A 23,716-nucleotide genomic window follows, 5' to 3' on the forward strand; every position below is an offset into this window, starting at 1 on the left:
TTTAATTGTTTATTTATCGGAGTAACAAATGACAGACAAAGCCAAGCTAATCCAGCTTATCCATATTGCCAAGTCGCAACTAGCAATGGACGATTTAAGCTACCGTGAAATGCTGAAACGGCTCACCAATAAAACCAGCTCGACCAAATGCACGGTGGTCGAGTTGCACAAAGTCTTACACGAACTGCAAACCAAAGGAGCAAAAGTAAAATATTTTGCCAAACGCAGCAAAAAACCGACCGCTTACAGCCCGGCAACAGGGGAAACAGCGGTAAAAAGCCAAATTGCTCATAAAATCCGAGCGGTATGGATAACAATGGGCAAACACGGATTTTTAAACGACCCAAGCGAAAAAGCATTAAATGCTTATATGCGTAAGGTTATCAATAATAAAACTAGACCAACAATATTATTAAATGTCTCTGCATTAGAGGCTGGAGATGCAAGTTATATGCTTGAAATCCTCAAAAAATGGCATAAACGTGTGATGATTAAAGCCCTAAGCAAAAGTTGCACAGTTGATCCAAAGATAAGCTACGATGAATTAGTGGAGTGGTACAATGAAGTTATGTAGATGCCCGATTTGCCACAGTGATATACACCTAGAAGCTCTCGTAGAAGATGAAGCCGGGCGTGAACTACTCGGCAAAATCAGCCAATTAACACACGGTGTTGCTCAACCGATGGTTGCTTATTTAGGCTTATTTAAACCGCAAAAAAGTAACCTTAATAACTCAAGAGCCTTGAAAATACTCAATGATGTATTAGCACTCTACCCTTGCTCATTGCTACTGGCTCAAGCCCTATCTGAAACGGTAGTAAGCATACGCAAAAAACGTCAGCAAGCAATGGAAAACGGGCAGAAAATTGAACCGCTACCGAACCATAACTATTTAAAATCGGTGTATGAAACGCAAAAAGTCCATTTTGCTGTGGTGAGAACCGGCAAAACCGAACGCGAAACAATGAAAGCCGAACAAGCCGAACTGGAAAAAACACGCAATGCGATTGCCTATGTGCAACGGTTTGTTGATTTAGGACGTGAAGAGGTTGTTAAAAATAGCCCTGAGTATCAGATTTGGTTAGCTCATAAACCCAAATAACACAAGCCACCAAAAGGTGGCTTTTTAACTTTTTGAAAGTGCGATAAAACCTGATTTAAACAGGCTTTAAACGGGTTTTAAGATTGAGTTTAAAAAAATATTTCACAAAATAAGAATGGTTTTTTATACAATAACCGAAACGGTTTTTGGATAGGAAATAGACAATGGAATTAGTGGATATTTTTGAAGAAAAAGCCCCGGAAGTGTTAACCGATTTAGCCAAACATATTGAAGTCGCATTAGAAGAAAAATGCCAATTTAGCCCCGAAAAGGCAAAGCAAATCGGTATTGATATTGCCCAACAAATGGCTCAAAACTGGGGTGGCGAGGTAATTTATATTCCTCGCAATTTGTTGATGGCTCTTAATGAGCGAGATATGAAAATTTACGAAGAGTTTAACGGTAACAATCACCGTGAATTGGCTCGTAAGTACAATGTATCAATGCAGTGGGTATATAAAATTGTGAAGAAAGTCCATAAGGACGAAGTTGCCCGCAGGCAGATGAGTATGTTTGAGATGTAAATCATTTTTTCCCAGCCCTGATCATTTTCAGGGCTTTTTGTGTATTAAAAGAACGCAGTCTTTAAACCCGTTTAAAATCAATTTTTCAGCAAATTCTTTAAACTCCTTTTAAAGCAATTTTAATAGGAGTGTGCTATGTCTCAAAATCTTACCTTTCGCCAAATTTTTGACCGTTTAATCGGACACGAGGGCGGCTATGTCAATCACCCACAAGACCCGGGCGGAGAAACCCACTGGGGAATTACCAAACGTACCGCGGTTGCTAATGGTTATATGTATGCAATGAAGAATATGACCCGTGAGCAAGCCTACCAAATCTACGAAAAAGCCTTCTGGCAACGTTATCGTTGTGCAGAGCTTAAGCCAGCAGTTGCTTATCAATTTTTCGACGCAGTGGTTAATCACGGTTTTGGTAATGCTAGTCGTATGTTACAGCGTGCAGTAGGCGTAGCGGATGATGGCATTATTGGCAATATTACCCTGCAGGCAATTAATGCAAAATCTGAAAGCGATCTCTTAATGCTATTTAATGCCGAACGTCTGAAGTTTTACACAAAATTACGCAACTTCCCCACTTTTGGTAAGGGTTGGGTCAATCGTGTGGCAGGCAATTTAGAATACGCAGCACAAGATAATGAGGTTTAAAAATGGCAAAACTATTTAAAGAACTACTCTCAACCAATGGCACATTATCCACCACTAGCACCGTGCAGTTTTTTGGCACATTGTGTGTATTTGGTTTAATGGTTTATGCAGTAATTACCCAACAACCTTATGCCGAAAGCCTATTAAATAATGTGTTGATTTATCTTTTTGGGGCAACTACCGCTAAGGGTGTAGTAACCAGCTATCAAGCCAAAATTAAAGGGGGTATCCATAAACAACAAAGTACATTTAAAGAGGAGGAGGGATGTTAATGCAACAAATTTTAGGCGTGATTGGCGTCATCGCAGCAATATTGTCTTATGCTTTGTTTAAAAGCTGGCAACTAAAACGTGAGCGTAAAAAGAATGCCATATTACAAGCTGAAAAACAGCAACAAGCGGTTGAAATTGAGCAAAAAAAAGCAGAGGTAAAATATGTGTATATATCAAAGAAAAACAATGAAAAAGTTACTCGCAGCTCTGCTAGCGATATTGATGACAAGTTGCAGCAACACGGTTACTTCCGTGACAACAACAGGTTGCACGGCGTTCAGTCTGATTTATCCGAACCGTGCGGATACGCTGGAAACGAAACGTCAGATTCTTGCTCATAATCTGACTTTTGAGGAAATTTGCCAAAATGAAATACATTAAAAAATTACGTAAACGCTGGCAAATTTGGCGTTTTTTAAAAAATCATCCTGAGGTTGCACAACGCCGAGATTTATTAGCGATTGCCATTAAACAGGGCGTAGAAAACCCTGTAGGGCGTGCAAGACGGAGGGAGCCATAATGGATTTATTTACAGTCTTTTGGGAGTCTATCCGTGCTAACTTTGGTTTTATTTCTGCGTTACTCACCATTGTTGTTACGGCATTTTGGCTCAAGCTAGATAGCAAATACGCCAAGAAAAATGATCTTGGTGAATTGCTGGAAATTGCCAAAAGCCACGATAACCGCTTAACCACCTTAGAAACCAAGGTAGAAAACCTGCCAAGTGCGGTGGACGTGGAAAAGCTGAAAACCTTAGTCACTGATGTAAAAGGCGATACCAAAGCCACCTCAAAGCAGGTGGATAGTATCAGCCACCAACTCGGCTTGTTATTAGAAGCAAAATTAAAGGAATGATATGTCGTTAAGAGATTTACTCACTCAAGACCAACGGCTGGTGATTTTACGCTCATTAGCGGAAGCCGGCTATGATGCCAATGAGTCAATTATTAGTGATTGCCTAGATTTATACGGTCACGATATTAGCCGTGATTTAGTTCGCACCCATTTAAGTTGGCTTGAAGAGCAAGGCTTACTTACCTTAGAACGTTTGCGAGATGGCTATATGGTGGCAAGCATTACCCAGCGTGGCTTAGATGTTGCTCAAGGGCGTGTTGTGGTAAGTGGCGTTAAACGCCCTCGCCCTAAAATTTAAACGGTATTTAAGGAGCGTTTAAATGAGCGAGAAAAATACTCGTGGTCGAGCATCAAAAGTCGATTTACTGCCGCCGAATATTAAAACCCAACTGGCGATGATGTTGCGTGATAAGCAGTACTCTCAGTCACAAATTTTAGAAGAAATTAATGACTTAATTCGGGATTGTGGCTTGCCTGATGAAATGCTGTTAAGCAAAACCGGATTAAACCGCTACGCAAGCCGTATGGAACGCTTAGGGGCAAAAATCCGTAATGCCCGGGAAGTTGCCGAAATTTGGACTAAGCAATTCGGCGAAATGCCACAAACCGATATTGGCAAAACCCTAATGGAAATGGTCAAGCAAATTGCCTTTGAAACCTCATTGAAATTAGGCGAACAAGAAGGCGGTATTGAGCCAAAACAGCTTGCTTTGCTCTCGTCTGCTATTCAACGTTTAGAACAAGCCGAAAGTTTGAGTTTTAAACGGGAACAGGCAATCCGTAAAGAGGTCGCACAACAAGCCGCTGAAACCGCTGAAAAAGTGGTGGTGCAAGCGGGTTTATCCGCTGAAACCGTCCGTACGATTAAAGAGCAAATTTTAGGAATTGCATAATGGCACTACTCAATAACAGACCGCTGAATGAATTAGCCCCTGAATGCCGTTCGTTTTTAGAGAGCATTCACGCTTTTAATCCTAACGAACTGTTATTGGGCTATCAAAAGCGGTGGATTGCGGACGACAGCCAACTCAAAATTGCCGAAAAAACCCGCCGTTGCGGTTTAACGTGGGCAGAAGCAGCAGATAACGCCTTAATCGCAAGCACCCGCAAATCAGACGGTGGCTCTGATGTATTTTACATTGGCTCAAATAAAGAGATGGCACGTGAATATATCGATGCTGTCGCAATGTGGGCAAAAGCCTTTAATCGTGTGGCTGGAGAAATCCAAGAAGAGATCTTTGAAGACGAAGATAAAGACATCTTAACCTATGTAATCTACTTCTCATCGGGTTTTAAGGTCAAGGCATTATCCAGTAATCCGAAAAACCTGCGTGGTATGCAGGGCGTGGTGGTGATTGATGAGGCGGCATTCCACGAATACTTAGCGGAAGTCTTGAAGGCGGCGTTAGCTCTCACAATGTGGGGGGCGAAAGTCCGTATTATTTCGACCCACAACGGCTCGGAAAATCTGTTTAATGAACTGATTACCGATAGCCGTGCCGGCCGCAAACGCTACTCTGTGCATACGATTACGATTGAAGATGCCTGCCGTGATGGGCTATATCAACGTATCTGCCAAGTAGTGACGAAAAAAACGTGGTCACCGGAAGCAGAAAAAGAGTGGATTGAAAACCTACTCAACGACACCGCCAGCGAAGAAGACGCATTGGAAGAATACTTCTGCGTACCGAAGTTCGGCTCAGGCTTATGGCTCTCTCGTGCTTTGATTGAACGGCAGATGAGCGAAGCCACGCCTGTTATCCGCTTTACGGCAAAAGATGGTTTCAGCCTTGTGGCTGAACCGACACGCTATGCGGAGATTGCCGAATGGTGTGAATTAGAACTTGAGCCGATATTGGCAACCCTTAACCCTGATTTGTTGCATTTTATGGGCGAAGACTTTGCACGCAGCGGCGATATGACCTCTCTGGTGGTGCTTGCTCAGCAACAAAACCTTGTTCGTAAAGTCGCCTTTATTGTTGAGCTTGGCAATATGCCCTACAAGCAACAAGAGCAAATCGTGATGTTTATGCTTAAACGCTTACCGCATTTTGCCGGTGGGGCTTTTGACGCCCGAGGCAATGGTGGCTATTTAGCCGAAGCTGCACGAGATGAATTTAGCACCTTGATTGACTGCGTGCAGTTATCGGAAAAATGGTATCGGGAACACACCGCCCCCTTTAAAGCGGCATTGGAAGACGGCGAGCTGGAAGCTATTCCAAAAGATGCGGATATTTTGGCTGATTTGCGTTCATTTCAGGTGGTCAAAGGCGTACCACGCATACCGGATAAACGCACTAAAAGTGCAGATGGGAAAAGCAAACGACACGGTGATACCGCAATTTCTTTGCTGTTGGCTCATTATGCCAGCCGACAATTAGTGCAAATGCCAGTTGAGCCGGTATCACGCCGTCCACGCCATAGCCAACAATTAACAGAAGGATATTAACAAATGAGATATGTACCACTTTGTTTAATGATGTGTGCCTCATTCTACCTATTTATTAACAACATTGACGGCTGGGGTTGGGGAATTCTTTTATCTTTTATTTTAGCGAGTGCAGCTTATGGCAAAGAAGAATAATTTAATTAGTGAAATTGCCACCCGTGCCAGAAGTATTGATTACTGGGCATTTGGCTATTATCTGCCGAACCCTGACCCGATTTTAAAACGAATGGGGAAAGATATTTCCGTTTACCGTGAGTTGTTATCAGACGGGCAAGTTCGCTCAGGCGTACGCCGTCGAAAAGCGGCGATTAAAGGCTTAGAGTGGCGAATTACCACCACTAACAATGAGAAAGTGGACGAGCAGATTTATCAAATATTTAACCGCTTGCCGATGAATAACCTGATTACCGAAATGCTCAATGCAGCACTCTATGGCTACCATATCAGCGAGGTTATTTGGGCAAAAGAGGGTGAGTTATTTGTGCCAACAGAAATCATTGGTAAAAAGCCTGAATGGTTTATGTTTGACGACGAAAACCTACTGCGTTTCCGTACCAAAGAAAACTGGGCGGACGGCGAATTATTACCAGATGATAAGTTCTTGCTTACTACGCAAGAAGCCACCCAAGATAATCCCTACGGTTTAGGCGATTTATCCCTCTGCTTTTGGGCGGCGACCTTTAAAAAAGGCGGTTTCAAATACTGGTTGGAATTTACCGAAAAATACGGCTCACCGTGGTTGATTGGCAAACACCCTCGCCAAGCTCACAATACAGATAAAGAGCGACTAGCTGATGCCCTAGAGGGAATGATTAGCTCAGCGATTGCGGTTATCCCTGAAGATAGTTCGGTCGAAATCAAAGATGCAGCGGGCAAATCTGCCAGCACCGATGCCTTTGAAAAGTTCCTCAATTTTTGCAAGGCAGAGATCAATATCGCCCTACTTGGGCAAAACCAAACCACCGAGCAAGAAAGCAACCGTGCCAGTGCACAAGTAGGCTTGGAAGTTATGGAAGATATTCGCTCGGACGACCAAGCGATGATTGAAGCCACCTTCAACACCTTGTTGCAGTGGATTGTGAAATATAACTTCAATGTGGAACAACTGCCGAAGTTTGAATTTTACGAGCAAGAAGCCATCAACACCGACCAAGTTGAACGAGACAGTAAACTCCACGCAATGGGCGTGCGTTTTTCCAAAGCCTACTTTGAGCGTGAATATGGCTTTGAGGCGGGTGATATTGAGGTGCAAGCGGTCGAAAAAGCGGAAAAATCTGCAAATACCACAGAATTTAGCGAAGGACAACGCCGAACCCAAGTGCCAATGCCTGTGCCAATTTTGGAACAGCTAGAACACGAGGGAGAAGCAATGGTGGACGATTGGCTACAAGGGGTGAGAGATAAACTCGCTCAAGCAGATAGTCTGGAGGATTTCCAAAGTCAGCTAGATAGCCTTATCCCTGAATTAAGCTTTGCCGAATATGGCGAGCTGTTGGCGTTAGGCTCAACGGTGGCAGAGCTTGCAGGCAGACAATCGGTAAACGATGAAATTAAGGCAAAACGCAATGCGTAAATTTACCTTTAAACAGCAAGCCCAATATTTTGAGAAAAAACTCAATCTCCGCACGAATAGCTACCTTGATATTCTGGGCGAAGAGCACGACTATTTTTTCGTGGTGGCTGGGGCGAATCGTAATGAAGTGTTGAGTGAGTTTCGCAAGGCGGTGGATGAGGCTATTCACAACGGCGAAACCTTAGAGAACTTTCGCAAGCGGTTTGATGAGGTTGTGGCAAAAACAGGCTGGGAGTACAACGGCGGACGAAATTGGCGAACACGGATTATTTACGATACCAATGTTTACGGGGCGTATAACCGTGGACGTTTGCAACAACATTTAGAGCTTGCGGAGGATATGCCTTATTGGGAATATCAACACAACGACAACGCCCACCCTCGCCCACAGCACGTGGCGTGGGACGGCTTGGTGCTGCGTTATGACGATCCGTTTTGGAAATATCACTATCCAATAAAAGCCTACGGTTGCCACTGCACCGTGCAAGCGTTAGATGATTTTGACCTCAAGCACGATGGTAAAACCGTCAGCCCACCACCTGAAATTGAGTTTGAACAAAAAACGGTAGGCGTGCGGACAGGCAATTCACGAGTCGTAACTGTGCCGAAAGGGGTTGATGTGGGTTTTACACCGCATAATTTTGATAATCTCAAAGCCGGGAGAACAGCAAATGTAGATAAGTTGCTAATGCAAAAAATGGTTACCGCCGATCCTATATTTGCCTCCAAAGCAGTCAGTGATTTATTGGCAAAAGAGCCGGTTGCAAAGTTACATAACCAAGCCTTTAAAAATTGGGTAAATGATGTTGCCAATGCTAAAGGAAGTGCATTATCCCAAGTAGAGAATATGCAGTTGTTAGGGGTACTACCTGTTGCGGTGATTGAACGGTTACAGCAGATCAATTTAGCTCCGCAATCTGCAATTATTGCAATAACAAAAGGCGATATGGTACACGCTCTACGAGAGCTAAAACAAAATACCGGTATTGCCGTACCGTTGGAATTTTGGGAAAAGTTGCCTGCAAAGTTACAATACCCAAATGCCATCTTGTTGGAAAAACAACAAGCAGAAACTACATTGCTCTTTATCTATGACGTAGCTCAAACCAAAATTGCCGTAAAAGTCAATTATGATGCAACTTTACAAGATAGACACGGAGCAAAAGGACGGCAGAAAGTCTTACTGAATCGAGCGGTTACAGGTAGTTTATTCCAAGATACAACTGGATTGAAAAGTTCAAAGTATGAAGTGCTATTGGGAGAAATGTAGCGGCGAAGGACTCGAACCTTATAATGTAGGTTAAACCTACAACCTTTACCAATTAGGAAACTACCGCTACATTGTGTAAATTCACTATACCCCTAAATTATTTTTTAATCAATAGGAGAAACAAAATGGCAGAAAAACAACTTTCCTTTAAAGTAGCCGAAATAGTGCCAATGTCAGCTATTAACACTATGCGGCACTTAATTAGTTTGGCATTACAAGCGAATTATGAGAGAGAAAAATCTCGTGCTTGATAATTTCAATGGCTTGTAGTTCGGGAACTATATTATCTGAAACAAGCCATTGTTTTGTTGATGTCAGACATTTAGCGATGAAATCCATAATTAAACCATTAGCAGTAGCTCGTTGTTCCGGAGTAAGTTGTAACCACGACGCCTCTGTTTGTTGGTCTAATGTATAAAGAAACATAACGGCTTCTTTTTCTGATAATGGGTCAAGTGGTAATTTTTCAGCTTTTGTGACTAACCATTGACGGGAAAGCAATAAATCATAAACCAGTTCTATTGCTTGTTCTGCATTTACCATCATATTCTAATTCCTTAATATATCAGGGCAACATTACCCAATCTATATTTTACTGAGATTTGCTTAATGATCAAAATCACCCTCAACAACACCCAAGCGGTCAAATCGTTACAACAAATTGCAAATCAGCTGGAACAACCTCGCCGACTGTATGGCATTTTAGGGGAAACCCTAAAGAAAATTCACACTGCACGCTTTAAAGCGGAACAAGACCCCGATGGCAACAATTGGAAACCGTTAGCCAGTAGCACGCTTGCTTTAAAACGTAAACGAGGTAAGTCCACTAAAATCTTACGGCAAGACGGCTACCTTGCCGATAAAACGGCTTACAATGTTACAAGTGATAATGTTGAGTTTGGCTCGCAGGAAGTGTATGCACGGTTGCATCAATTCGGCGGTAAAGCCGGACGAGGCAAAAAAGTGACTGTACCGGCTCGCCCGTGGTTAGGCGTAGGCGATAAAGATGAGCAGTTACTTTTACGCAAAGCTGAGTGGCATTTAGGGCAAATTATCGGTCGTATGGGAAAATAACCGCTTAAAATCAAATTTAACGCATAAAAACGCCTCTGTGCGTTTTTATTTTTTATTCGCCTGATTATTCGACTCAAAAAATTTAAACGCTGTTAAACGCATTTAAACGGTATTTAAACGGTATTGCCGATTGTGATAAATCCTCTTTATTAAAACACCCTCGAAAAATCTTTAAACCAGTTTAAAAGCTAATTTCTCTCCAAATCCTTATTATTGCCCCATCACGGAGGCAATATGACCCAAATTGAAATTTTTAAAGCCGGTAAGCGTTATGACGCCAACGGCACGTTAATTGACATTACCCCTGAAATGTTGCAACAGACCGTTGCTGCCTATAACCCCGAATTTCACGAAGCTCCGCTGGTGATCGGACACCCGAAATCCAACAACCCTGCGTGGGGGTGGGTAAAAGCCCTTTCCCTTGAGGGCGATGTACTAAAAGCAGAAGTAGATCAGCTAGACGCTGAGTTTTCAGAAATGGTGGCAAGCGGCAAATTCAAAAAAGTCTCGGCTGCTTTTTACTTACCTGATAGCCCGAATAACCCACATAAAGGCGTGTTATCGCTACGCCACGTGGGGTTTTTAGGGGCAATGCCACCGGCGGTTAAAGGCTTAAAGCAGGTGGAATTTGCAGAAGATGATGATTTTGTCGTCTTTTCTGAATGGGGGGTTGCAAGTCTATTTAGTCGTTTTCGTGATTGGTTGGTGAGTGAGTTCGGGCTTGAAAAAGCCGATAAAGCTCTTCCCCCACACGAAATTGATTGGCTGAAAGAAGAGGCAATGCGAAGCCAAATTAGCAAACAGGTACACGCCGAACAGGCAACACCTGAACCGATTTTTAATGAACCCGCACAACCAGAAGGAGAACCTGAAATGAGTGCAGAAGAGAAGGAAGAGCTTGAACGCTTAAAAGCGGAAAACGAGCAGTTGAAAGCCGAAAAAGCCCAAGCCGAAGCAGAGAAAATGGAAGCAGAGCTGGAAGCTGAAAAAGCTGGTAATGCAGAGTTTTGTGAAGGTTTAGTCAAGCAAGGCAAACTTGCCCCGGTGGCAAAAGCGGCGTTTGTGCAGGCTTTAAATAACCTTTCAGTATTAAAAGCCGGTCGTGAGCCGGAATTTAATGAGGGCGAAGATGTGGTTTCACAGTTTAAGTCTGCAATGTCGCAATCACCACAGATTATCCAATTTGGAGAATATGCCACAGCAGATAAAGCCAACCCACAAGAAGCGGAAGCAGTGGAATATGCTGAAGGCACAGATCCAGTTTCGATTGAAGCCGACCAAAAAGTGCGAGCTTATATGAAAGCCCACAATGTAGGCTACGCTGCGGCATTTAATGCGATTTATCGCTAATGTTTAACCCACAACTGAAAAGGAATACTAATGACAACTCATAACTTACAAAAACTGCGTGTACAAGACCCCGTTTTAACCGAGCTGGCACAAGGCTATCACAATAACGAGCTGGTTGCCGAGACCTTAATGCCGACTGTCGAAATCGAAAAGGAAGCAGGCAAAATCCCAACTTTCGGGCGTTTAGCTTTCCGATTGCCTTCTACCGTGCGTAACTTGCGTGGTTCATCTAACCGTTTAGATCCAGAAGATATTGGGGCGATTGATGTGGCGTTAGAAGAACACGATGTGGAATATGCCATTGATTATCGTGAAGAGAACGAAGCCATTTTTTCTTTACGTCAATTTGCCTTAAATACCACCCAAGATGTGATTGCGTTAGGTCGTGAAAAAGCGGTTGCAACCCTCGCCTTAGATGAAAGCCGTTATGAAACAGACAATAAAGTCACGCTGTCCGGCACCAGTCAATTCAGCCATAAAGATGCTGATGTGTTTAAGGTATTTGATACCGCTATTCGTGCCGTGAAGCGGGCTATCGGTCGTAAACCGAATGTGTGTGTGATTTCCGGTGATGTGTGGGCAGCGTTAAAAGAACATCCGGCAGTGGTTGAAAAGCTCAAATACAGTCAAGTAGCGATTGTTACCCCTGAGGTGTTTGCCAAACTGATCGGCATTGAGACCGTAAAAATCGGTGAAGCGGTGTATGAAGAAAGCGGTCAGCTCAAAGATATTTGGAGCAAAGATATTGTGGTGGCGTATGTTGCTCCTCGTTCGACCGGAGGCAAAGGCACGGTTTACGAGCCGTCTTATGGTTACACGGTTCGCCGTCAAAAAGGCTTATTTGTTGATACTTATAAAGAGAGTGGCGGCAAAATTGAAGTGGTACGCACGACCGATATTCACAAACCTCATTTAGTGGGTGCGGCAGCAGGCTATTTAATTAAAGCTGCCGTATAAGCCACATACCATAGGGTGCGTTTACTAACGCACCATTATCTCAAACACATTACATAGAGGAAAAAACGATGGCTAAATTTATTGTTTTACATACCCCAATTTTACACGATGGCAAACGCTATGAGGTGGGGGCAGAAATTGAACTCACCGCTGAACAAGCTGAGAACAATGCGATCAACTTAAAAGCGGTAGAAGCTGTTCCAAAACCACCTAAAAATGCCTCAAAACCTGAAGATGAGCCAAAACCCGAAGGTGAACCTAAGCCTGAAGATGCAGTGACGGAAGATGATGTGAAGCTGGCTGAAGCAAAAATTGCAGAAGCAGAGCAACCAAAAGGGAATAAAAAATAATGTATGTGCAGATTGATGAGCTACTCACGGCGTTTAGTCGCAAGATTGTGGTGCAGCTCAGTAATGATGAACCGACAGCGACCGAGCCTGATTTAAAGATGCTTGAAACGGCAGTTAAAGTGGCAAATGAGCGAATTGATGCAGCGTTACGCTCTCGCTATACCTTGCCGCTGGCTGATGTGCCTACGCTTATTAATCAGCACGCATTAACCCTTGCCCGTTATTGGCTTTATGCCCGCCGTCCTGAAACCAAAATGCCGGACACCGTGAAGGAAACCTACCAACAAGCGGTGAAAGAGTTGGAACAGATTGCAACAGGCAAACTGCATTTAGGCATTGCTGAAAGCAGTCAAATTTTAGAAGACGATGTTTTAGCCGATAACAGTGAATATGAAGTTCGGGCGAACGCTCGCATTGATACCAGTCGTTATTAAAGATTATGTCAGCCACACAACCGATTTTAGAAGATATTTGCCAACACTTGCGGCAAGCATTGCCCGAGTGGGAGGTGGAACTCTTCCCGAATGACCCAAGCACCTATCATCTCTCGCACATTAACGGTGCGGTGTTGATTAGCTATTTGGCAAGCAAATTTGAGAAACCTCGCACTACACAAGCGGTGCTGCAGGTTCGCCACGTTCAGATTGCTTTAACGGTGCTGACCCGTGATTTGCATAATGATGTCGGGGCGTTGGATTTGCTGGATAAATTGCGGTTATTGGTTGTGGGGTTTAAGCCTCAAAACTGCGGTGAGTGTTGGTTGATTGATGAATTTTTTAATGGCTCAAGCGAAGAAACCGGGCTTTGGCAATATCAGTTGATTTTGCAAACCGAAACTCAGCAGGTGCAACACCAAGCGGTCGAAAATCTGCCAAAATTTGTAACCGCTCATCTTCGCCGTCAAGACCAGCCTGGTTCGCCCGGACTTAAAACTTAAATCGTAGGGTGCGTTTGCTAACGCACCATCAACATCACCTGATTTTACGGTGCGTTGGCAAACGCACCCTACAAGGAGAATATTATGACGTTTCACCACGGTTCTGAAACCGAACGAGTAAACGGTGGCTCTGTGCCGGTATCGGTGGTTGATAGTGCCATTATCGGCATTGTCGGTACTGCCCCAATCGGCGCAGTTAATGAATTGACCGTCTGTTTAACCAAAAAAGATTTTGCCAAATTCGGCACGATTTTAAACCAAGGCTTCACCTTACCTGATGCCTTTGATATTTTAGCTCGTTACGCAGCGGGTAAAGTGTATGTGGTGAATGTGCTTGACCCTTCCCGCCACCGTACTACCGTGACCGATGAAGTCCTCACACTGGATCGCAATACGCTGACCGCTCAAACAGCGAAAACCGGCATTATTGCGGTGACGAGAGTGAAAGACGGTGCAAACGTGCTGAATGCTGATCGGTATTCGGTCGATCTGCAAACCGGCGTGGTGACCTTTGTCTCTGCACCGTCTGCCCCGAAAATTAGCTATATCTATGCTGACCCGAGCAAAGTGACCGAAGAGGACATTAAAGGCGGGGTGGATAGCTTAACCGGTAAACGCAAAGGTTTTGAACTATTGCGTGATGGTTTTAACCTTTACGGTGCGGATGCCAAAATCTTAATCTGTCCGGAATTTGATAAAACCGCAAGCTGTGCCGCTGCCCTTGCCACCCTTGCCGACCAACTGCACGCTAAGGCGTATATTCAACTGCCGAAAGGGACGAGCTTATCAAAAGCTATTCAAGGACGTGGCCCGGCAGGGACGATTAACGCCTCGGCAAGCAATGAGAACGTACGCCATTTCTTCCCGTATGCGTTGGGGTCAAGCAATACTCTTGAAAGCCTTGCGACCCACGCCGCCGGTTTGCGTATGTTGATTGATGTGGAGAAGGGCTACTGGTTCAGCACTTCCAATAAAGAGCTGAAAGGGGTGATCGGGTTGGAAATTCCGCTGACGGCTCGGGTGGACGATAAGCAAAGCGAAACTAATCTGCTCAATGCGGTAGGGATTACCACCATTTTCAATAGTTTTGGCACAGGCTTCCGCTTATGGGGCAACCGTTCGTCTAACTTCCCGACTGTGACCCATATCAGCAACTTTGAAGTCGCCTCTCGCACAGGCGATATTATTGATGAAAGCATTCGCCAAGCCGAATTGCAGTTTATTGATTTACCGATTGATGATGCGTTGCTGGATAGCTTCCTTGAAACCATCGACACTTTCCTGCGTACGCAGAAATCGTTGGTAGGTTATTCGGTGAGCTTAGACTATGAATATGACTTGGTTGATGCATTCAGCCGTGGGCAAGTCCCGATTGTGTATGAATACACTCCTAAAATTCCGGGTGAACGTATCAGCAATAAATCTGTGATGACCCGTAAATACTTGGCAAACTTGGTGTCGCAACGATAAGGGGAAATAAATGAGTATTGCAATTAACCAAATTGTAAACGGAAATGTTTACATTAACGGCAACAGCCAAATGGGGCGAGTGAATGAGGTCAAAATCCCCGATATTGAGTTTGAATTTATCGAACACAAAGGCCTTGGAATGCACGGTGTGATTAAATTACCTGCCGGCACGAATGCGATTGAAGCAGAAATCACTTGGGACAGTTTTTATCCGGAAGTGCGTGCGGTAATGCTTAATCCGTATAAATACACTCAGTTGCAAATCCGCTCTAACCTGCAAGTGTTTAACTCGCAGGGCTTGGCAGCCGAAGAGCCGATGGTCACCATTATGAATGTGTCTGCCGGTAAAATCGGCGGCACAGGGCATAAAAACAAAGAAAATGCCGAATTTGCCGACACGTTAAATGTACATTCAATTAAACAGACCGTTGCCGGTCGTGAGCTGTTATTTATTGATGTGCTGGCGAATATCTACCGTGTGAACGGGGTGGATGTGTTGCAAAAATTCCGCACCAATATCGGTTAGTAAAATCTTTAAAGCCGTTTAAAATCAATTTAAACACCGTTTAAGTAAACTCCTTTGTGAAGTTAAACAACAACCACTCACAAAGGAGTTTTTTTATGGCTAACGCAGCTCAACAAGTATTAACCAATCTTCGTGTACAAACCACTTATAAATTGCAATACCCTATCGCTTTACCAGATGGTAGAGTTATTGAAACCTTAGATGTACGTCGTCCAAAAGGTAAAGATTTTCGTTTGCTTGATGAAAAAGGGTTTGACCCTGAAAAAGATGGCGTAAAAATTCTACGCTTCTATATTCAACAGCTCACCACACTTGTGCCGGAAGATATTGATGAACTCGATGCTGCCGATATTAAGGGCTTAAATAACCTATTGGAAGATATGCTTATTGAGGGAAAGTCCGACAAATAAGTGAACTAGATACCGTTTATGCTGATCTCGCTTGGTGGTTTAAGTTTTCACCAAGCGAGCTTTTAGAATTGGATTTAGTGGATATTCCGAAATGGGTAGAACAGATGAACAGGCAAATAAAAGCCGGTTATGGGCAGATTTTACGGTAGAGCCAAATAAAGGGTTCGGTGGCTAAAGTAAGTAAAATGGCGACGCCCCAAGCTAGATACACACCAACCCACGCCAAGATTGTCAAAATCAATCCATAAATGAGTACAAAACTAACGCCCTCGCTTAGGCTTTGTATAGATTGAATCGCATCTAACCAGTAGAAGATACTCCAACCGACTAATGCTACCGCTAACAACCATTTAGCGGTGCATTCTGTTCTTGTTACACAAGCCTCGAAACCAGCCCACTCAGTAATTCGATTATTTAATTTAGTCAGCATACACCACCTCCTTAAACTTTCCCTATTTTACGCTAAGGATTTAACCAATGGCAAATAATTTAGCTATCGGAATGGTAATTGGTGCAAGCCTATCATCAGGTTTTCACGGTGCTTTTTCAGGAGCAAAGAAAAAGCTAGAACAATTAGAACAGGCTGTCGCTAAAAATCAGCAAAGCCATTCTAAATTAGGTTCTGAGCTTACTGCATTGCGTAGTAAACAAGCTACTCTCTATGCAGAAATGAGCCGAGCCAGTAGTAAAGGTGGTGCTGGGCTTGCTCTTATGCAACAGGAATATAAAAAAATTGGCAAAGAAATTGCCAATATTAGCCGAGAGCAACGCAAATGGAGTACAGAATTAGAAAAATCTATTGCTAAGCAAACTAAATTACGCAATGCAATGGAACGTCATACACAAGCTAAAGAAAACCGAGACGAGCTTAAAGGGAAAATAATTGGAACGGTAGCTTCTGCGGCAATGGGTGTCGGCGTGATGAAAACCTATATGGAGCAAGAAGAAGCTGCGAATAATCTTAAAATTTCAATGCTGAAAGCAGATGGTTCTTTCGGGAAATTTGAAGAGATTGGCAAGATTGCTGACACATTAGGGACAGATTTACCGGGAACAAAAAAAGATTTCTACAAGCTCGCAATGGCATTAAAGAAACAAGGTGTTTCTGATGATGTGCTGACCGGAGGGGCATTAAAAACTTCTGCCGAACTGAATGTCTTGCTTGATATGGATCAGGAAAGTGGTGGAGAGTTTTTAGCGAAGTTTATGGAATCTCACCGGCTCAATGAAAATGAGTTACCACAAGCAGCCGATTATCTGCAACGAGCAATGTTTGCCGGCGGTTTAAGTAAAGAGCAGATGTATGAATCGATGAAATACTATGCTCCAAAACTGAACTCAATGAAACTTACAGGGGCTGAGAATACCGAAAAAGTGCTGGCGATTGAAGCAATGGCAGGTCAGCAAGGCTTAGAGGGTTCAACCTTTGGTACGGGCTTAAATATGATGTTAAGCCGTATGAATAAAGGACCGGAAATGCTCAAGGCAGCAGCCAAAGGAATGAAAGCCGAAGCTCGAGAGATGATGGAGGCTGTCGGAGTAGAATTTAATTTCTGGGATAAAAACGGCTCATTCAAAGGCATTGATGGAATGCTGGCTGAAATGACGAAATTTGAAAAAATCCGCAAAAAATTCGGTGACAAAGGTGTAGGTTTAGTTGCAGAAGAGCTGTTTGGCATTGAAGGTGGGCGTCTTGCTGATATTTTGGCTATGAAAGGTCAAAAAGGCTTAGATGAAATGCTGAGTAAAATGCGTGAACAAGCCAGCCTTCAAGATCGCATTAACCTTAAAACAAATACATTAGGTGCTGCCCTAGAATCTTTAGGAGGAGCGTGGGAAACCTTTGTGGGGGATATTGGCTCTGTCTTTGCCGAAGATATAAAAGGGTTTTCAAAAGGCTTGCAATCTGCGGTGGAATGGCTTGTGCCATTTGTATCAAAACATAAAGAGGCGATTAAATTTGTAGGTGGTTTGGTTGCTGGACTTGTTATTTTACGAGGCGTTTTACAAGCTGGTTCTTTTGTTATTCAAACGGTAACTATGGCAATGAACGCCCTCAAAATTGCAGCAATGACCAATCCTATTGTCTTAGTCATTGGAGCAATCGCAGCGGGTGCTTACTTGATTTATAGCCATTGGGATAGCATTGCCCCTTGGTTTGCAAATCTTTGGCAAAATGTGACCGCTTACTTCAATCAATTTTGGACTTGGGTAAAAGGTGTTTGGTCGGGCGTGACGGACTGGGTGTCTTCTGTGTGGAATGGTGTAGCCACTTTTTTCGGGCAGTTATGGACTACGATTACTAGCTTATTTAGTGTAGCTTGGACAAATATCCAAACAATATGGGGAGGAGCAACAGCTTGGTTCTCTGGTTTATGGGATGGGATTAAGTCTGCGGCTTTTGGTATGTTCGACAGTATTAGCCAAAAAGTCAGCTCTGTTGTAGCAAGCATTAAGAGCTTTTTAGGCTTTGGCGATGATGTGGATAAAATGGGGGCAAAAATTGGCAATGTAGCTACCCAAGTCATCAGCAAAGAACACTCAGGACAACTCAGCAAAACCGCAGATATGGCAGCCAATACAGGGTTCTCTAGCGGTGGTTTCACCGGGCAAGGCGGTAAATATACCCCTGCCGGTATTGTGCATAAGGGCGAATATGTGATGACGAAAGAAGCGACCTCTCGTTTGGGTGTTGGAATGCTGGATAGCTTAAACTATGGCGGTGCTATGGGTTTCACTCAACCTGTTTTGCAACCGATTTTAGGTAAGCAAAAAGGCTTTTTTGGCTCACTTTGGGACGATGTGAAATTCGGGGCAAACTTTGTCGGCAATCTGCTTGGCTTAAATCAAGGCAGCCTGAAAACGCCTGATTTTAACCCAAATGCGACCAATGCAAGCGGTCAAAATTCGTCGATTTTTAGCAATTATGAACCACTCAACCGAAATGCGGTAACACAGCAGGAAAGCTCGCAAGCACCGCAGATAGTCGTGAACTTTAACCCGACAATCAATGTAAACGGTAATGCTACGCAAGAGGCTCAATCGCAAATTATGCAGCAGTTGCAAATGAGTGCTTATGAGTTTGAGAAATTGCTCAATCGTGTGCTAGACCAACGAAGCCGTAGAGCCTATTAGGAGTGATTTATGTATTTTATGTTAGGCAATATTGCCTTTGAGCCGGTGAATTTAACTGAATTTAGCGAGCAACATACCGCCGAATTTGCCGAACACGCTGTGCTAAAAGGCAAACCTCGTTTACAAGCGATGGGCGAAAAGCTAAATGAACTTAATTTTTCTCTTCGGTTGCACCATACCATAGGCGGTGTAGAGAGCCGTTATCAAGCCTTGCTTGAAGCCAAAGCGAAGCAAGCGGCATTGGCGTTAATTTGGGGCAGTCGTTATAAGGGAGATTATGTAATTGTCGATATTTCATCGACCACATTGTTCACCGATGGCAGAGGCAATGCCCTCGCTCGTGAAATGCAAATCAGCCTGAAAGAGTTTGTGGGCGATAATGACGGTGGTGTGTTGGGTGAGGCGTTAAATTTTGGTGGTGGCTCACTGCTTGGCTCTATTTTGCCAAGCGGTGCGGTAACTACCCTATCTCAAATCAAAACAGCAGTCAGCCGAGGTGTGGAGCTTTATAACAGCGGCAAACGCTTAGTTGACGAAGTGCAAAATACCGTGGCGATTATTCGGCAGTTGAAAAATGACCCGGCAACTGCATTGGCATATTTACCCGCTGCATTAGCGAATTTAGACGGGGCATTGGGGCATTTTGGTAATTTGACCGGCTCATCGGCGACCTTGGGCGGTTTGCAGGAGAAACTACCGGCAGCAGTGGTCTTTAGCGAGGAAATCGGCGAGATTTATCAGAGTTTGCAAACAATGCGAAGCAGTTTGGGTAATGCCTCGGCAAATAGCTGGGATAATTGGTTTACACCGGCAGAGAGTGCATTGACAGAGGTCACAGACAGCTTTGACCATCTAGCAAAACCGGTGGCAAAAATGACCGCTTGGATTGTGCTGCGTACCGATGAGGAGGCAGAAAATGACACAGTTGCTTAAACATATCGTCAAACAGGGTGAGCGTTGGGATAACTTGAGCTATCAATACTACGGCAATGCGTTTGAATATGGTCGAATTATTGATGCCAATCCGCATATCGGTTTTTGCGAGGTGTTGCCGATAGGGGTAACAATTTATATCCCTGTACTTAACGTTAAGCCAACGAATAATGAAAATATGCCACCGTGGCTAAGGGGGCGTGATGCGTAATGTACCGAAGCCCGATTTTTCACTGTTTTATGAAAAAACCAATATCACTGCCGAGATTGAGCCACATTTGGTGCAACTGACCTATATCGACCATTTGGAAGGTCAATCGGACGAACTCACTGTGGAATTTGAAGACATTCAAGGCAAATGGATACGCCAATGGTTCCCGACTCAGGGGGATAAGCTCAAAGCGGCGATTGGCTATCAGGGCGAATTTCTGACGGGCATCGGTGAGTTTGAAATTGATGAAGTGGAATATAGTTATAAGCCTTCCACTATTAACTTAAAAGCTCTAAGCACCGGTATCAGCAAAGCCAACCGTACTTTAAAACCGAAAGCCTATGAGAATACGACTCTTGCTCAGGTGGTGGCAAAGGTAGCAGATAACCTGAAATTAAAGGTAGTCGGTAAGATTAAGGCTATCCCGATTAAACGGATCACCCAATATCAAGAGCGGGACGTGGAGTTTTTGGCACGCCTTGCCCGAGAGTATCATCACAGCTTTAAAATCGTGGGCAATCAGCTGGTCTTTACCGATAAAAGCGAACTGGGGCAAAGTGAGCCGGTGTTAATGTTGGAAGAACGGGATACTATTTCCCTACGTTTGCGAGATCGGATTAAAGACACTGCAAAGGCAGTGGAAATCAGCGGCTATGATACAAGCGGTAAAAAAGTGGTGAAAAAACGCAAAAAGGCAAAAGCCTTACGCCCGAATATAAAACAAGCTAAATCAGCCAGTGAAGATACGCTGAAAATCATCACACGAGGCGAAAGTCAAGAACAGATTGATGCACGGGGTGAGGCTGCGTTGGCTACGCAAAATGAAGATCAGGCGGCTGGTGATATTGAGCTTATCGGCAATCCTAAATTGGTTGCCGGAGCAACGATTTTATTGCGTAACTTTGGCGTGTTTAGTGGCAAGTATCTGATTAAATCATCACGCCATACGATTAGCCGTAGCGGTGGTTATACTACTCATATTGAGGTCAGAATGTTGGAGTTTATTGCCGATGATTTAATCACATTAGGTATGGAGGCTGGCAATGCAAACGCATAATTTTGGGGCGACTTATCAAGAAGGGATTGTATCCGCTGTTGATCCGAAAACGCACAAAGTGCGGTGTAAAATCCCTGCGCTGGAAGATTTAGAAACTGCTTGGCTGTCGTTTTTGACCCCGAACGCCGGTGGCAATCAGTTTTACTGTTTGCCCGATGTGGGCGAGCTGGTGGCAATGCTACTTGATGCACAAGGCGAAGGTGGCTGTGTGTTTGGGGCAATTTATAACGAGCAAGACCCGACACCGGTTGCCGATAGCGATATGTGGGTTAAGAAATTCAGCAATGGCACGGAGATTTCGCATAATCGCAAAACCGGCGATGTGGTAGTGAAGACTAACGGGCATTTAACCGCAACGGCTCAAGGTGGGGCTACGATTAATGCAAACACCGTAGTCAATGGCACATTGCACGCTACCGGTAAAATCACCTCTGACGAAGAAGTCTCTGCTCCTGTTGTGAAACAAGGCACGGTAGAGCTTGGCACACATAAACACGGCGGTAGCCCTGAACCTAATAAGTAATTCTTTAAACCAGTTTAAAATCCCTTTTAAAGATAGCCCTGTATCATCAGGGCTATGAACAGACAAACTTCCATTCAATTAACCCACTGGCAACTTGCACCCTCAACCGATACAGTTGAGGTGGTGCAAGGTATTGATGATATTCATCTTTGTATTGTCAATATCCTTTCAACCCAAAAAGGCACGGATATTTTACGCCCTGAATTTGGCTCTGACCACTTTCGCTACATTGACTACCCTGAAGATGTGGCTATCCCGAATTTTGTACGGGAAATTACAACCGCCTTGCAAAAATGGGAAAAACGCATTGAGGTTGAAGAAGTGTTGGTGGACGGTTCAGCTCCGCATTTTATTTTTACTGTGATGTGGCACTTAACCGATGATGTTTATCGTGAAATTTACCGAACAACGGTATAAGGATAGGCAATGACAGAAGCGATTAAAATCATTGATGACGATGTAAAAACCGTACTTGCCGAAGCGATTGCCGATTATGAAAAACGCACCGGTAAAATCTTACAACCTGCACATATTGAGCGTTCCATTATTCAAACCTACGCTTACCGTGAGCAGTTATTACGCAAAGGCATTAATCACGCCTTTTTACAAACCTTTCCGCAGTTTGCGACGGGGATTGCGTTGGATTTGTGCGGGGAAACTTTTGGTTGTTATCGGCTTAGAGATAAACCTGCCCGTACTTTACTACGCTTTTCAGTAAGTGGTGAACATACAGCTATAGTTATCCCTAAAGGAACGCAGGTGGCAATTAATGACGAGCTATACTTTTCAACGCTCAATGACGATGTTATTACTCCATTAATTACCTATGTGGAAATTGATGCAGAGTGTAATCAGGTTGGTGTTATCGGTAATGGTTGGGAATCAGGAAGAGTCAGTAAACTAAAAACAGCACTGGCAACTAATTATAAAGTAACAGTTGAAAACATTGATATTACGAGCGGTGGGTTGATGCAGGAAGAAGATGAACCTTACCGTAAGCGAATTTTAGCCGCACCGGAAGCCTTTAGTAACTGTGGCTCTATCGCTGCATATGATTACCACGTCCGCTCTGTATCCCAAGATATTGCAGATGTGAATATCTCTACGCCTAGGGGTGGCTTGGTAAGAATTGCGGTATTGACCCAAAAAGGGTTACCGGATACCCGATTACTTGATGATATTAAAAAACACGTTAGTGCCGAACGGCTACGCCCACTTTGCGATATGGTCGAGGTTATTAAGCCCACAGAACGCCGTTATCAAATTACGGCACGTTTAATATTGTTAGATGGCTACCGTGAGGATTTGGTAAAAGCAAAAGCCCGAGAGGCATTACAACTCTATTTGTCAGACAAGACTAAAAAACTCGGTTTAGACATTGTGCCGTCGGCCATCATTTCAGCTTTAAGAGTTGAGGGTGTTTACGATGTGAATTTAATTCAGCCAGTCAAAACTATTATCAACGAAACAGAATGGGCGAACTGCACAGCAATCAGCGTAGAAGTCGAAGAGGAGCGTAGAGATGGCTAGCTTGCACTATGCGGACATTATTGTGCGAGACCCTAAATATAAAGCATTAGCGGATTTAAGCAAGCGGTTAAATTTGCTCGATACTTCGCAAATTATGACTACGCTGGTGGATTTATTGGGCGACGAATGTATCCCATTGCTGGCAGAAAAATGGTCGGTAACCGGCTATGACGGCTTATTGGTTGCAGATAGCGAAAACTCAAAGCGAGCCTTAATTAAAAGAGCAATCGAACTACATCAACTAAAAGGCACGCCTTGGTCAATTCGTGAAGTATTACGCAGACTAGGTTTCGGAGAGGTTGAGATTGACGAGGGACTGAAAAATCGGCTGTATGAAAGCACTTATGTGAGCGGAATCCCCGAAAACGAACGCTGGGCGCACTATGCGATTAGGTTGAGTAACCCGATTACCAATGAGCAAGCTCGCAATATCCGTAAGGTCTTACGCAATTTTGCTCCGGCTCGTTGCTCTCTTGCAGTTTTGGATTATAAAGCAGCTCCAATTCGATATAACAATAAAGCAACCTACAACGGCACATATAACCACGGTTCAAGTTAAGGA

General features: G+C 43.8%; 34 protein-coding genes. 32 read left to right on the forward strand and 2 right to left on the reverse strand.

Translation table 11 applies throughout. The features are described 5' to 3' along the window. Positions 1-28 precede the first annotated feature (28 nt). The 14 genes from EDC41_RS08660 to EDC41_RS08715 all read left to right on the forward strand — a co-directional run bounded on the left by EDC41_RS08660 (position 29) and on the right by EDC41_RS08715 (position 8,691). On the forward strand, positions 29-574 hold the full coding sequence (locus tag EDC41_RS08660; protein ID WP_006249671.1) for a gp16 family protein: 546 nt from the start codon (positions 29-31) through the stop codon (positions 572-574). Next, on the forward strand, positions 561-1,103 hold the full coding sequence (locus EDC41_RS08665) for a hypothetical protein (RefSeq protein ID WP_115262486.1): 543 nt from the start codon (positions 561-563) through the stop codon (positions 1,101-1,103). Before EDC41_RS08660 ends, EDC41_RS08665 begins: the two co-directional genes overlap by 14 nt. Positions 1,104-1,267: 164 nt before the next feature. Beyond that, a complete protein-coding gene (locus tag EDC41_RS08670; protein ID WP_006249669.1) occupies positions 1,268-1,627 on the forward strand; it encodes a Mor transcription activator family protein in 360 nt (119 codons plus the stop codon). Positions 1,628-1,762: 135 nt separating this feature from the next. Continuing rightward, positions 1,763-2,272, forward strand: coding sequence for a glycoside hydrolase family 108 protein (locus EDC41_RS08675; protein WP_006249668.1), 510 nt, complete (start codon positions 1,763-1,765; stop codon positions 2,270-2,272). Between the two features lie 2 nt (positions 2,273-2,274). Beyond that, on the forward strand, positions 2,275-2,544 hold the full coding sequence (locus tag EDC41_RS08680) for a DUF2644 domain-containing protein (RefSeq protein ID WP_006249667.1): 270 nt from the start codon (positions 2,275-2,277) through the stop codon (positions 2,542-2,544). Further along, positions 2,538-2,885 carry a DUF2681 domain-containing protein gene (locus tag EDC41_RS08685; RefSeq protein WP_015484419.1) on the forward strand — a complete coding sequence of 116 codons (348 nt, stop codon included), beginning with the start codon at positions 2,538-2,540 and terminating at the stop codon, positions 2,883-2,885. The genes EDC41_RS08680 and EDC41_RS08685 overlap by 7 nt, the downstream gene beginning before the upstream one ends. Positions 2,886-2,911: 26 nt before the next feature. Then, complete coding sequence (locus tag EDC41_RS13540; protein WP_006249665.1) at positions 2,912-3,064, forward strand: hypothetical protein; 153 nt, start codon at positions 2,912-2,914, stop codon at positions 3,062-3,064. Further along, positions 3,064-3,399 (forward strand): DUF2730 domain-containing protein, encoded by a 336-nt coding sequence (locus EDC41_RS08690; RefSeq protein WP_006249664.1) that lies wholly within the window; start codon positions 3,064-3,066, stop codon positions 3,397-3,399. Before EDC41_RS13540 ends, EDC41_RS08690 begins: the two co-directional genes overlap by 1 nt. Before the next feature lies 1 nt (position 3,400). After that, positions 3,401-3,697: a VpaChn25_0724 family phage protein gene (locus EDC41_RS08695; protein WP_006249663.1), complete on the forward strand. Its 297-nt coding sequence runs from the start codon at positions 3,401-3,403 to the stop codon at positions 3,695-3,697. Between the two features lie 22 nt (positions 3,698-3,719). Further along, complete coding sequence (locus tag EDC41_RS08700; protein ID WP_006249662.1) at positions 3,720-4,292, forward strand: DUF3486 family protein; 573 nt, start codon at positions 3,720-3,722, stop codon at positions 4,290-4,292. Continuing rightward, positions 4,292-5,848: a terminase large subunit domain-containing protein gene (locus tag EDC41_RS08705; protein ID WP_006249661.1), complete on the forward strand. Its 1,557-nt coding sequence runs from the start codon at positions 4,292-4,294 to the stop codon at positions 5,846-5,848. The genes EDC41_RS08700 and EDC41_RS08705 overlap by 1 nt, the downstream gene beginning before the upstream one ends. Before the next feature lie 3 nt (positions 5,849-5,851). After that, positions 5,852-5,983, forward strand: a complete 132-nt coding sequence (locus EDC41_RS14025; protein WP_006249660.1) for a hypothetical protein — start codon at positions 5,852-5,854, stop codon at positions 5,981-5,983. Next, complete coding sequence (locus EDC41_RS08710) at positions 5,967-7,421, forward strand: DUF935 domain-containing protein (RefSeq protein ID WP_006249659.1); 1,455 nt, start codon at positions 5,967-5,969, stop codon at positions 7,419-7,421. The genes EDC41_RS14025 and EDC41_RS08710 overlap by 17 nt, the downstream gene beginning before the upstream one ends. Then, positions 7,414-8,691 carry a phage head morphogenesis protein gene (locus EDC41_RS08715; RefSeq protein ID WP_006249658.1) on the forward strand — a complete coding sequence of 426 codons (1,278 nt, stop codon included), beginning with the start codon at positions 7,414-7,416 and terminating at the stop codon, positions 8,689-8,691. Before EDC41_RS08710 ends, EDC41_RS08715 begins: the two co-directional genes overlap by 8 nt. 201 nt (positions 8,692-8,892) lie before the next feature. Here the strand turns inward: EDC41_RS08715 and EDC41_RS08720 are convergent, their stop codons facing one another. Next, positions 8,893-9,237 (reverse strand): hypothetical protein, encoded by a 345-nt coding sequence (locus tag EDC41_RS08720; RefSeq protein ID WP_006249656.1) that lies wholly within the window; start codon positions 9,235-9,237, stop codon positions 8,893-8,895. Between the two features lie 63 nt (positions 9,238-9,300). On the opposite strand from EDC41_RS08720, the gene EDC41_RS08725 reads away from it, so the two are divergent. The 10 genes from EDC41_RS08725 to EDC41_RS14030 all read left to right on the forward strand — a co-directional run bounded on the left by EDC41_RS08725 (position 9,301) and on the right by EDC41_RS14030 (position 15,914). Further along, complete coding sequence (locus tag EDC41_RS08725; RefSeq protein WP_006249655.1) at positions 9,301-9,765, forward strand: phage virion morphogenesis protein; 465 nt, start codon at positions 9,301-9,303, stop codon at positions 9,763-9,765. A gap of 234 nt (positions 9,766-9,999) precedes the next feature. Then, positions 10,000-11,115, forward strand: a complete 1,116-nt coding sequence (locus EDC41_RS08730) for a hypothetical protein (protein WP_006249654.1) — start codon at positions 10,000-10,002, stop codon at positions 11,113-11,115. A gap of 30 nt (positions 11,116-11,145) precedes the next feature. Then, positions 11,146-12,072, forward strand: a complete 927-nt coding sequence (locus EDC41_RS08735) for a major capsid protein (protein WP_006249653.1) — start codon at positions 11,146-11,148, stop codon at positions 12,070-12,072. A gap of 68 nt (positions 12,073-12,140) precedes the next feature. Then, positions 12,141-12,422, forward strand: coding sequence for a DUF7210 family protein (locus EDC41_RS08740; protein ID WP_006249652.1), 282 nt, complete (start codon positions 12,141-12,143; stop codon positions 12,420-12,422). Further along, positions 12,422-12,856 carry a gp436 family protein gene (locus EDC41_RS08745; protein WP_006249651.1) on the forward strand — a complete coding sequence of 145 codons (435 nt, stop codon included), beginning with the start codon at positions 12,422-12,424 and terminating at the stop codon, positions 12,854-12,856. Before EDC41_RS08740 ends, EDC41_RS08745 begins: the two co-directional genes overlap by 1 nt. Positions 12,857-12,861: 5 nt before the next feature. Beyond that, entirely contained in the window at positions 12,862-13,359 is a 498-nt protein-coding gene (locus tag EDC41_RS08750) for a Gp37 family protein (protein WP_006249650.1), read from the forward strand. Positions 13,360-13,443: 84 nt separating this feature from the next. Next, positions 13,444-14,829 carry a phage tail sheath family protein gene (locus EDC41_RS08755; RefSeq protein WP_006249649.1) on the forward strand — a complete coding sequence of 462 codons (1,386 nt, stop codon included), beginning with the start codon at positions 13,444-13,446 and terminating at the stop codon, positions 14,827-14,829. A 10-nt stretch (positions 14,830-14,839) separates the two neighbouring features. Next, complete coding sequence (locus EDC41_RS08760) at positions 14,840-15,355, forward strand: phage major tail tube protein (protein WP_006249648.1); 516 nt, start codon at positions 14,840-14,842, stop codon at positions 15,353-15,355. A gap of 95 nt (positions 15,356-15,450) precedes the next feature. After that, entirely contained in the window at positions 15,451-15,765 is a 315-nt protein-coding gene (locus tag EDC41_RS08765) for a phage tail assembly protein (protein ID WP_006249647.1), read from the forward strand. After that, positions 15,762-15,914, forward strand: coding sequence for a GpE family phage tail protein (locus EDC41_RS14030; protein ID WP_080542703.1), 153 nt, complete (start codon positions 15,762-15,764; stop codon positions 15,912-15,914). Before EDC41_RS08765 ends, EDC41_RS14030 begins: the two co-directional genes overlap by 4 nt. On the opposite strand, the gene EDC41_RS08775 is transcribed toward EDC41_RS14030, so the two are convergent. Continuing rightward, positions 15,893-16,195 (reverse strand): hypothetical protein, encoded by a 303-nt coding sequence (locus EDC41_RS08775; protein ID WP_006249646.1) that lies wholly within the window; start codon positions 16,193-16,195, stop codon positions 15,893-15,895. The genes EDC41_RS14030 and EDC41_RS08775 overlap by 22 nt on opposite strands. 47 nt (positions 16,196-16,242) lie before the next feature. On the opposite strand from EDC41_RS08775, the gene EDC41_RS08780 reads away from it, so the two are divergent. The 8 genes from EDC41_RS08780 to EDC41_RS08815 are packed head-to-tail and all read left to right on the forward strand — an operon-like array spanning position 16,243 to position 23,713. After that, entirely contained in the window at positions 16,243-18,900 is a 2,658-nt protein-coding gene (locus EDC41_RS08780; RefSeq protein ID WP_006249645.1) for a phage tail tape measure protein, read from the forward strand. A gap of 9 nt (positions 18,901-18,909) precedes the next feature. Continuing rightward, positions 18,910-19,833 carry a phage tail protein gene (locus tag EDC41_RS08785; protein WP_006249644.1) on the forward strand — a complete coding sequence of 308 codons (924 nt, stop codon included), beginning with the start codon at positions 18,910-18,912 and terminating at the stop codon, positions 19,831-19,833. Continuing rightward, positions 19,817-20,044 (forward strand): tail protein X, encoded by a 228-nt coding sequence (locus EDC41_RS08790; protein WP_006249643.1) that lies wholly within the window; start codon positions 19,817-19,819, stop codon positions 20,042-20,044. The genes EDC41_RS08785 and EDC41_RS08790 overlap by 17 nt, the downstream gene beginning before the upstream one ends. Further along, the gene (locus EDC41_RS08795) at positions 20,037-21,101 is read left to right on the forward strand and encodes a phage late control D family protein (protein ID WP_115262487.1); all 1,065 of its coding nucleotides are present in this window, start codon (positions 20,037-20,039) and stop codon (positions 21,099-21,101) included. Before EDC41_RS08790 ends, EDC41_RS08795 begins: the two co-directional genes overlap by 8 nt. Beyond that, positions 21,088-21,624, forward strand: coding sequence for a phage baseplate assembly protein V (locus EDC41_RS08800; protein WP_006249641.1), 537 nt, complete (start codon positions 21,088-21,090; stop codon positions 21,622-21,624). Before EDC41_RS08795 ends, EDC41_RS08800 begins: the two co-directional genes overlap by 14 nt. 54 nt (positions 21,625-21,678) lie before the next feature. Continuing rightward, positions 21,679-22,041, forward strand: a complete 363-nt coding sequence (locus EDC41_RS08805) for a GPW/gp25 family protein (protein WP_006249640.1) — start codon at positions 21,679-21,681, stop codon at positions 22,039-22,041. A gap of 9 nt (positions 22,042-22,050) precedes the next feature. Next, positions 22,051-23,154, forward strand: a complete 1,104-nt coding sequence (locus tag EDC41_RS08810) for a baseplate assembly protein (protein WP_006249639.1) — start codon at positions 22,051-22,053, stop codon at positions 23,152-23,154. Continuing rightward, positions 23,147-23,713: a phage tail protein gene (locus EDC41_RS08815; RefSeq protein ID WP_040080714.1), complete on the forward strand. Its 567-nt coding sequence runs from the start codon at positions 23,147-23,149 to the stop codon at positions 23,711-23,713. Before EDC41_RS08810 ends, EDC41_RS08815 begins: the two co-directional genes overlap by 8 nt. The last annotated feature ends 3 nt before the right edge of the window (positions 23,714-23,716 follow it).

Origin of the sequence: Mannheimia haemolytica, from assembly GCF_004342115.1 — a bacterium.
Lineage (GTDB): Bacteria > Pseudomonadota > Gammaproteobacteria > Enterobacterales > Pasteurellaceae > Mannheimia > Mannheimia haemolytica.

What these genes read in the sequence shown, in the direction of transcription:
- EDC41_RS08660 (WP_006249671.1), top strand. Translation starts at nt 29, where the DNA reads ATGACAGACAAAGCCAAGCTAATCCAGCTTATCCATATTGCCAAGTCG.
- EDC41_RS08665 (WP_115262486.1), top strand. Translation starts at nt 561, where the DNA reads ATGAAGTTATGTAGATGCCCGATTTGCCACAGTGATATACACCTAGAA.
- EDC41_RS08670 (WP_006249669.1), top strand. Translation starts at nt 1,268, where the DNA reads ATGGAATTAGTGGATATTTTTGAAGAAAAAGCCCCGGAAGTGTTAACC.
- EDC41_RS08675 (WP_006249668.1), top strand. Translation starts at nt 1,763, where the DNA reads ATGTCTCAAAATCTTACCTTTCGCCAAATTTTTGACCGTTTAATCGGA.
- EDC41_RS08680 (WP_006249667.1), top strand. Translation starts at nt 2,275, where the DNA reads ATGGCAAAACTATTTAAAGAACTACTCTCAACCAATGGCACATTATCC.
- EDC41_RS08685 (WP_015484419.1), top strand. Translation starts at nt 2,538, where the DNA reads ATGTTAATGCAACAAATTTTAGGCGTGATTGGCGTCATCGCAGCAATA.
- EDC41_RS13540 (WP_006249665.1), top strand. Translation starts at nt 2,912, where the DNA reads ATGAAATACATTAAAAAATTACGTAAACGCTGGCAAATTTGGCGTTTT.
- EDC41_RS08690 (WP_006249664.1), top strand. Translation starts at nt 3,064, where the DNA reads ATGGATTTATTTACAGTCTTTTGGGAGTCTATCCGTGCTAACTTTGGT.
- EDC41_RS08695 (WP_006249663.1), top strand. Translation starts at nt 3,401, where the DNA reads ATGTCGTTAAGAGATTTACTCACTCAAGACCAACGGCTGGTGATTTTA.
- EDC41_RS08700 (WP_006249662.1), top strand. Translation starts at nt 3,720, where the DNA reads ATGAGCGAGAAAAATACTCGTGGTCGAGCATCAAAAGTCGATTTACTG.
- EDC41_RS08705 (WP_006249661.1), top strand. Translation starts at nt 4,292, where the DNA reads ATGGCACTACTCAATAACAGACCGCTGAATGAATTAGCCCCTGAATGC.
- EDC41_RS14025 (WP_006249660.1), top strand. Translation starts at nt 5,852, where the DNA reads ATGAGATATGTACCACTTTGTTTAATGATGTGTGCCTCATTCTACCTA.
- EDC41_RS08710 (WP_006249659.1), top strand. Translation starts at nt 5,967, where the DNA reads ATGGCAAAGAAGAATAATTTAATTAGTGAAATTGCCACCCGTGCCAGA.
- EDC41_RS08715 (WP_006249658.1), top strand. Translation starts at nt 7,414, where the DNA reads ATGCGTAAATTTACCTTTAAACAGCAAGCCCAATATTTTGAGAAAAAA.
- EDC41_RS08720 (WP_006249656.1), bottom strand. Translation starts at nt 9,237, where the DNA reads ATGATGGTAAATGCAGAACAAGCAATAGAACTGGTTTATGATTTATTG.
- EDC41_RS08725 (WP_006249655.1), top strand. Translation starts at nt 9,301, where the DNA reads ATGATCAAAATCACCCTCAACAACACCCAAGCGGTCAAATCGTTACAA.
- EDC41_RS08730 (WP_006249654.1), top strand. Translation starts at nt 10,000, where the DNA reads ATGACCCAAATTGAAATTTTTAAAGCCGGTAAGCGTTATGACGCCAAC.
- EDC41_RS08735 (WP_006249653.1), top strand. Translation starts at nt 11,146, where the DNA reads ATGACAACTCATAACTTACAAAAACTGCGTGTACAAGACCCCGTTTTA.
- EDC41_RS08740 (WP_006249652.1), top strand. Translation starts at nt 12,141, where the DNA reads ATGGCTAAATTTATTGTTTTACATACCCCAATTTTACACGATGGCAAA.
- EDC41_RS08745 (WP_006249651.1), top strand. Translation starts at nt 12,422, where the DNA reads ATGTATGTGCAGATTGATGAGCTACTCACGGCGTTTAGTCGCAAGATT.
- EDC41_RS08750 (WP_006249650.1), top strand. Translation starts at nt 12,862, where the DNA reads ATGTCAGCCACACAACCGATTTTAGAAGATATTTGCCAACACTTGCGG.
- EDC41_RS08755 (WP_006249649.1), top strand. Translation starts at nt 13,444, where the DNA reads ATGACGTTTCACCACGGTTCTGAAACCGAACGAGTAAACGGTGGCTCT.
- EDC41_RS08760 (WP_006249648.1), top strand. Translation starts at nt 14,840, where the DNA reads ATGAGTATTGCAATTAACCAAATTGTAAACGGAAATGTTTACATTAAC.
- EDC41_RS08765 (WP_006249647.1), top strand. Translation starts at nt 15,451, where the DNA reads ATGGCTAACGCAGCTCAACAAGTATTAACCAATCTTCGTGTACAAACC.
- EDC41_RS08775 (WP_006249646.1), bottom strand. Translation starts at nt 16,195, where the DNA reads ATGCTGACTAAATTAAATAATCGAATTACTGAGTGGGCTGGTTTCGAG.
- EDC41_RS08780 (WP_006249645.1), top strand. Translation starts at nt 16,243, where the DNA reads ATGGCAAATAATTTAGCTATCGGAATGGTAATTGGTGCAAGCCTATCA.
- EDC41_RS08785 (WP_006249644.1), top strand. Translation starts at nt 18,910, where the DNA reads ATGTATTTTATGTTAGGCAATATTGCCTTTGAGCCGGTGAATTTAACT.
- EDC41_RS08790 (WP_006249643.1), top strand. Translation starts at nt 19,817, where the DNA reads ATGACACAGTTGCTTAAACATATCGTCAAACAGGGTGAGCGTTGGGAT.
- EDC41_RS08795 (WP_115262487.1), top strand. Translation starts at nt 20,037, where the DNA reads ATGCGTAATGTACCGAAGCCCGATTTTTCACTGTTTTATGAAAAAACC.
- EDC41_RS08800 (WP_006249641.1), top strand. Translation starts at nt 21,088, where the DNA reads ATGCAAACGCATAATTTTGGGGCGACTTATCAAGAAGGGATTGTATCC.
- EDC41_RS08805 (WP_006249640.1), top strand. Translation starts at nt 21,679, where the DNA reads ATGAACAGACAAACTTCCATTCAATTAACCCACTGGCAACTTGCACCC.
- EDC41_RS08810 (WP_006249639.1), top strand. Translation starts at nt 22,051, where the DNA reads ATGACAGAAGCGATTAAAATCATTGATGACGATGTAAAAACCGTACTT.
- EDC41_RS08815 (WP_040080714.1), top strand. Translation starts at nt 23,147, where the DNA reads ATGGCTAGCTTGCACTATGCGGACATTATTGTGCGAGACCCTAAATAT.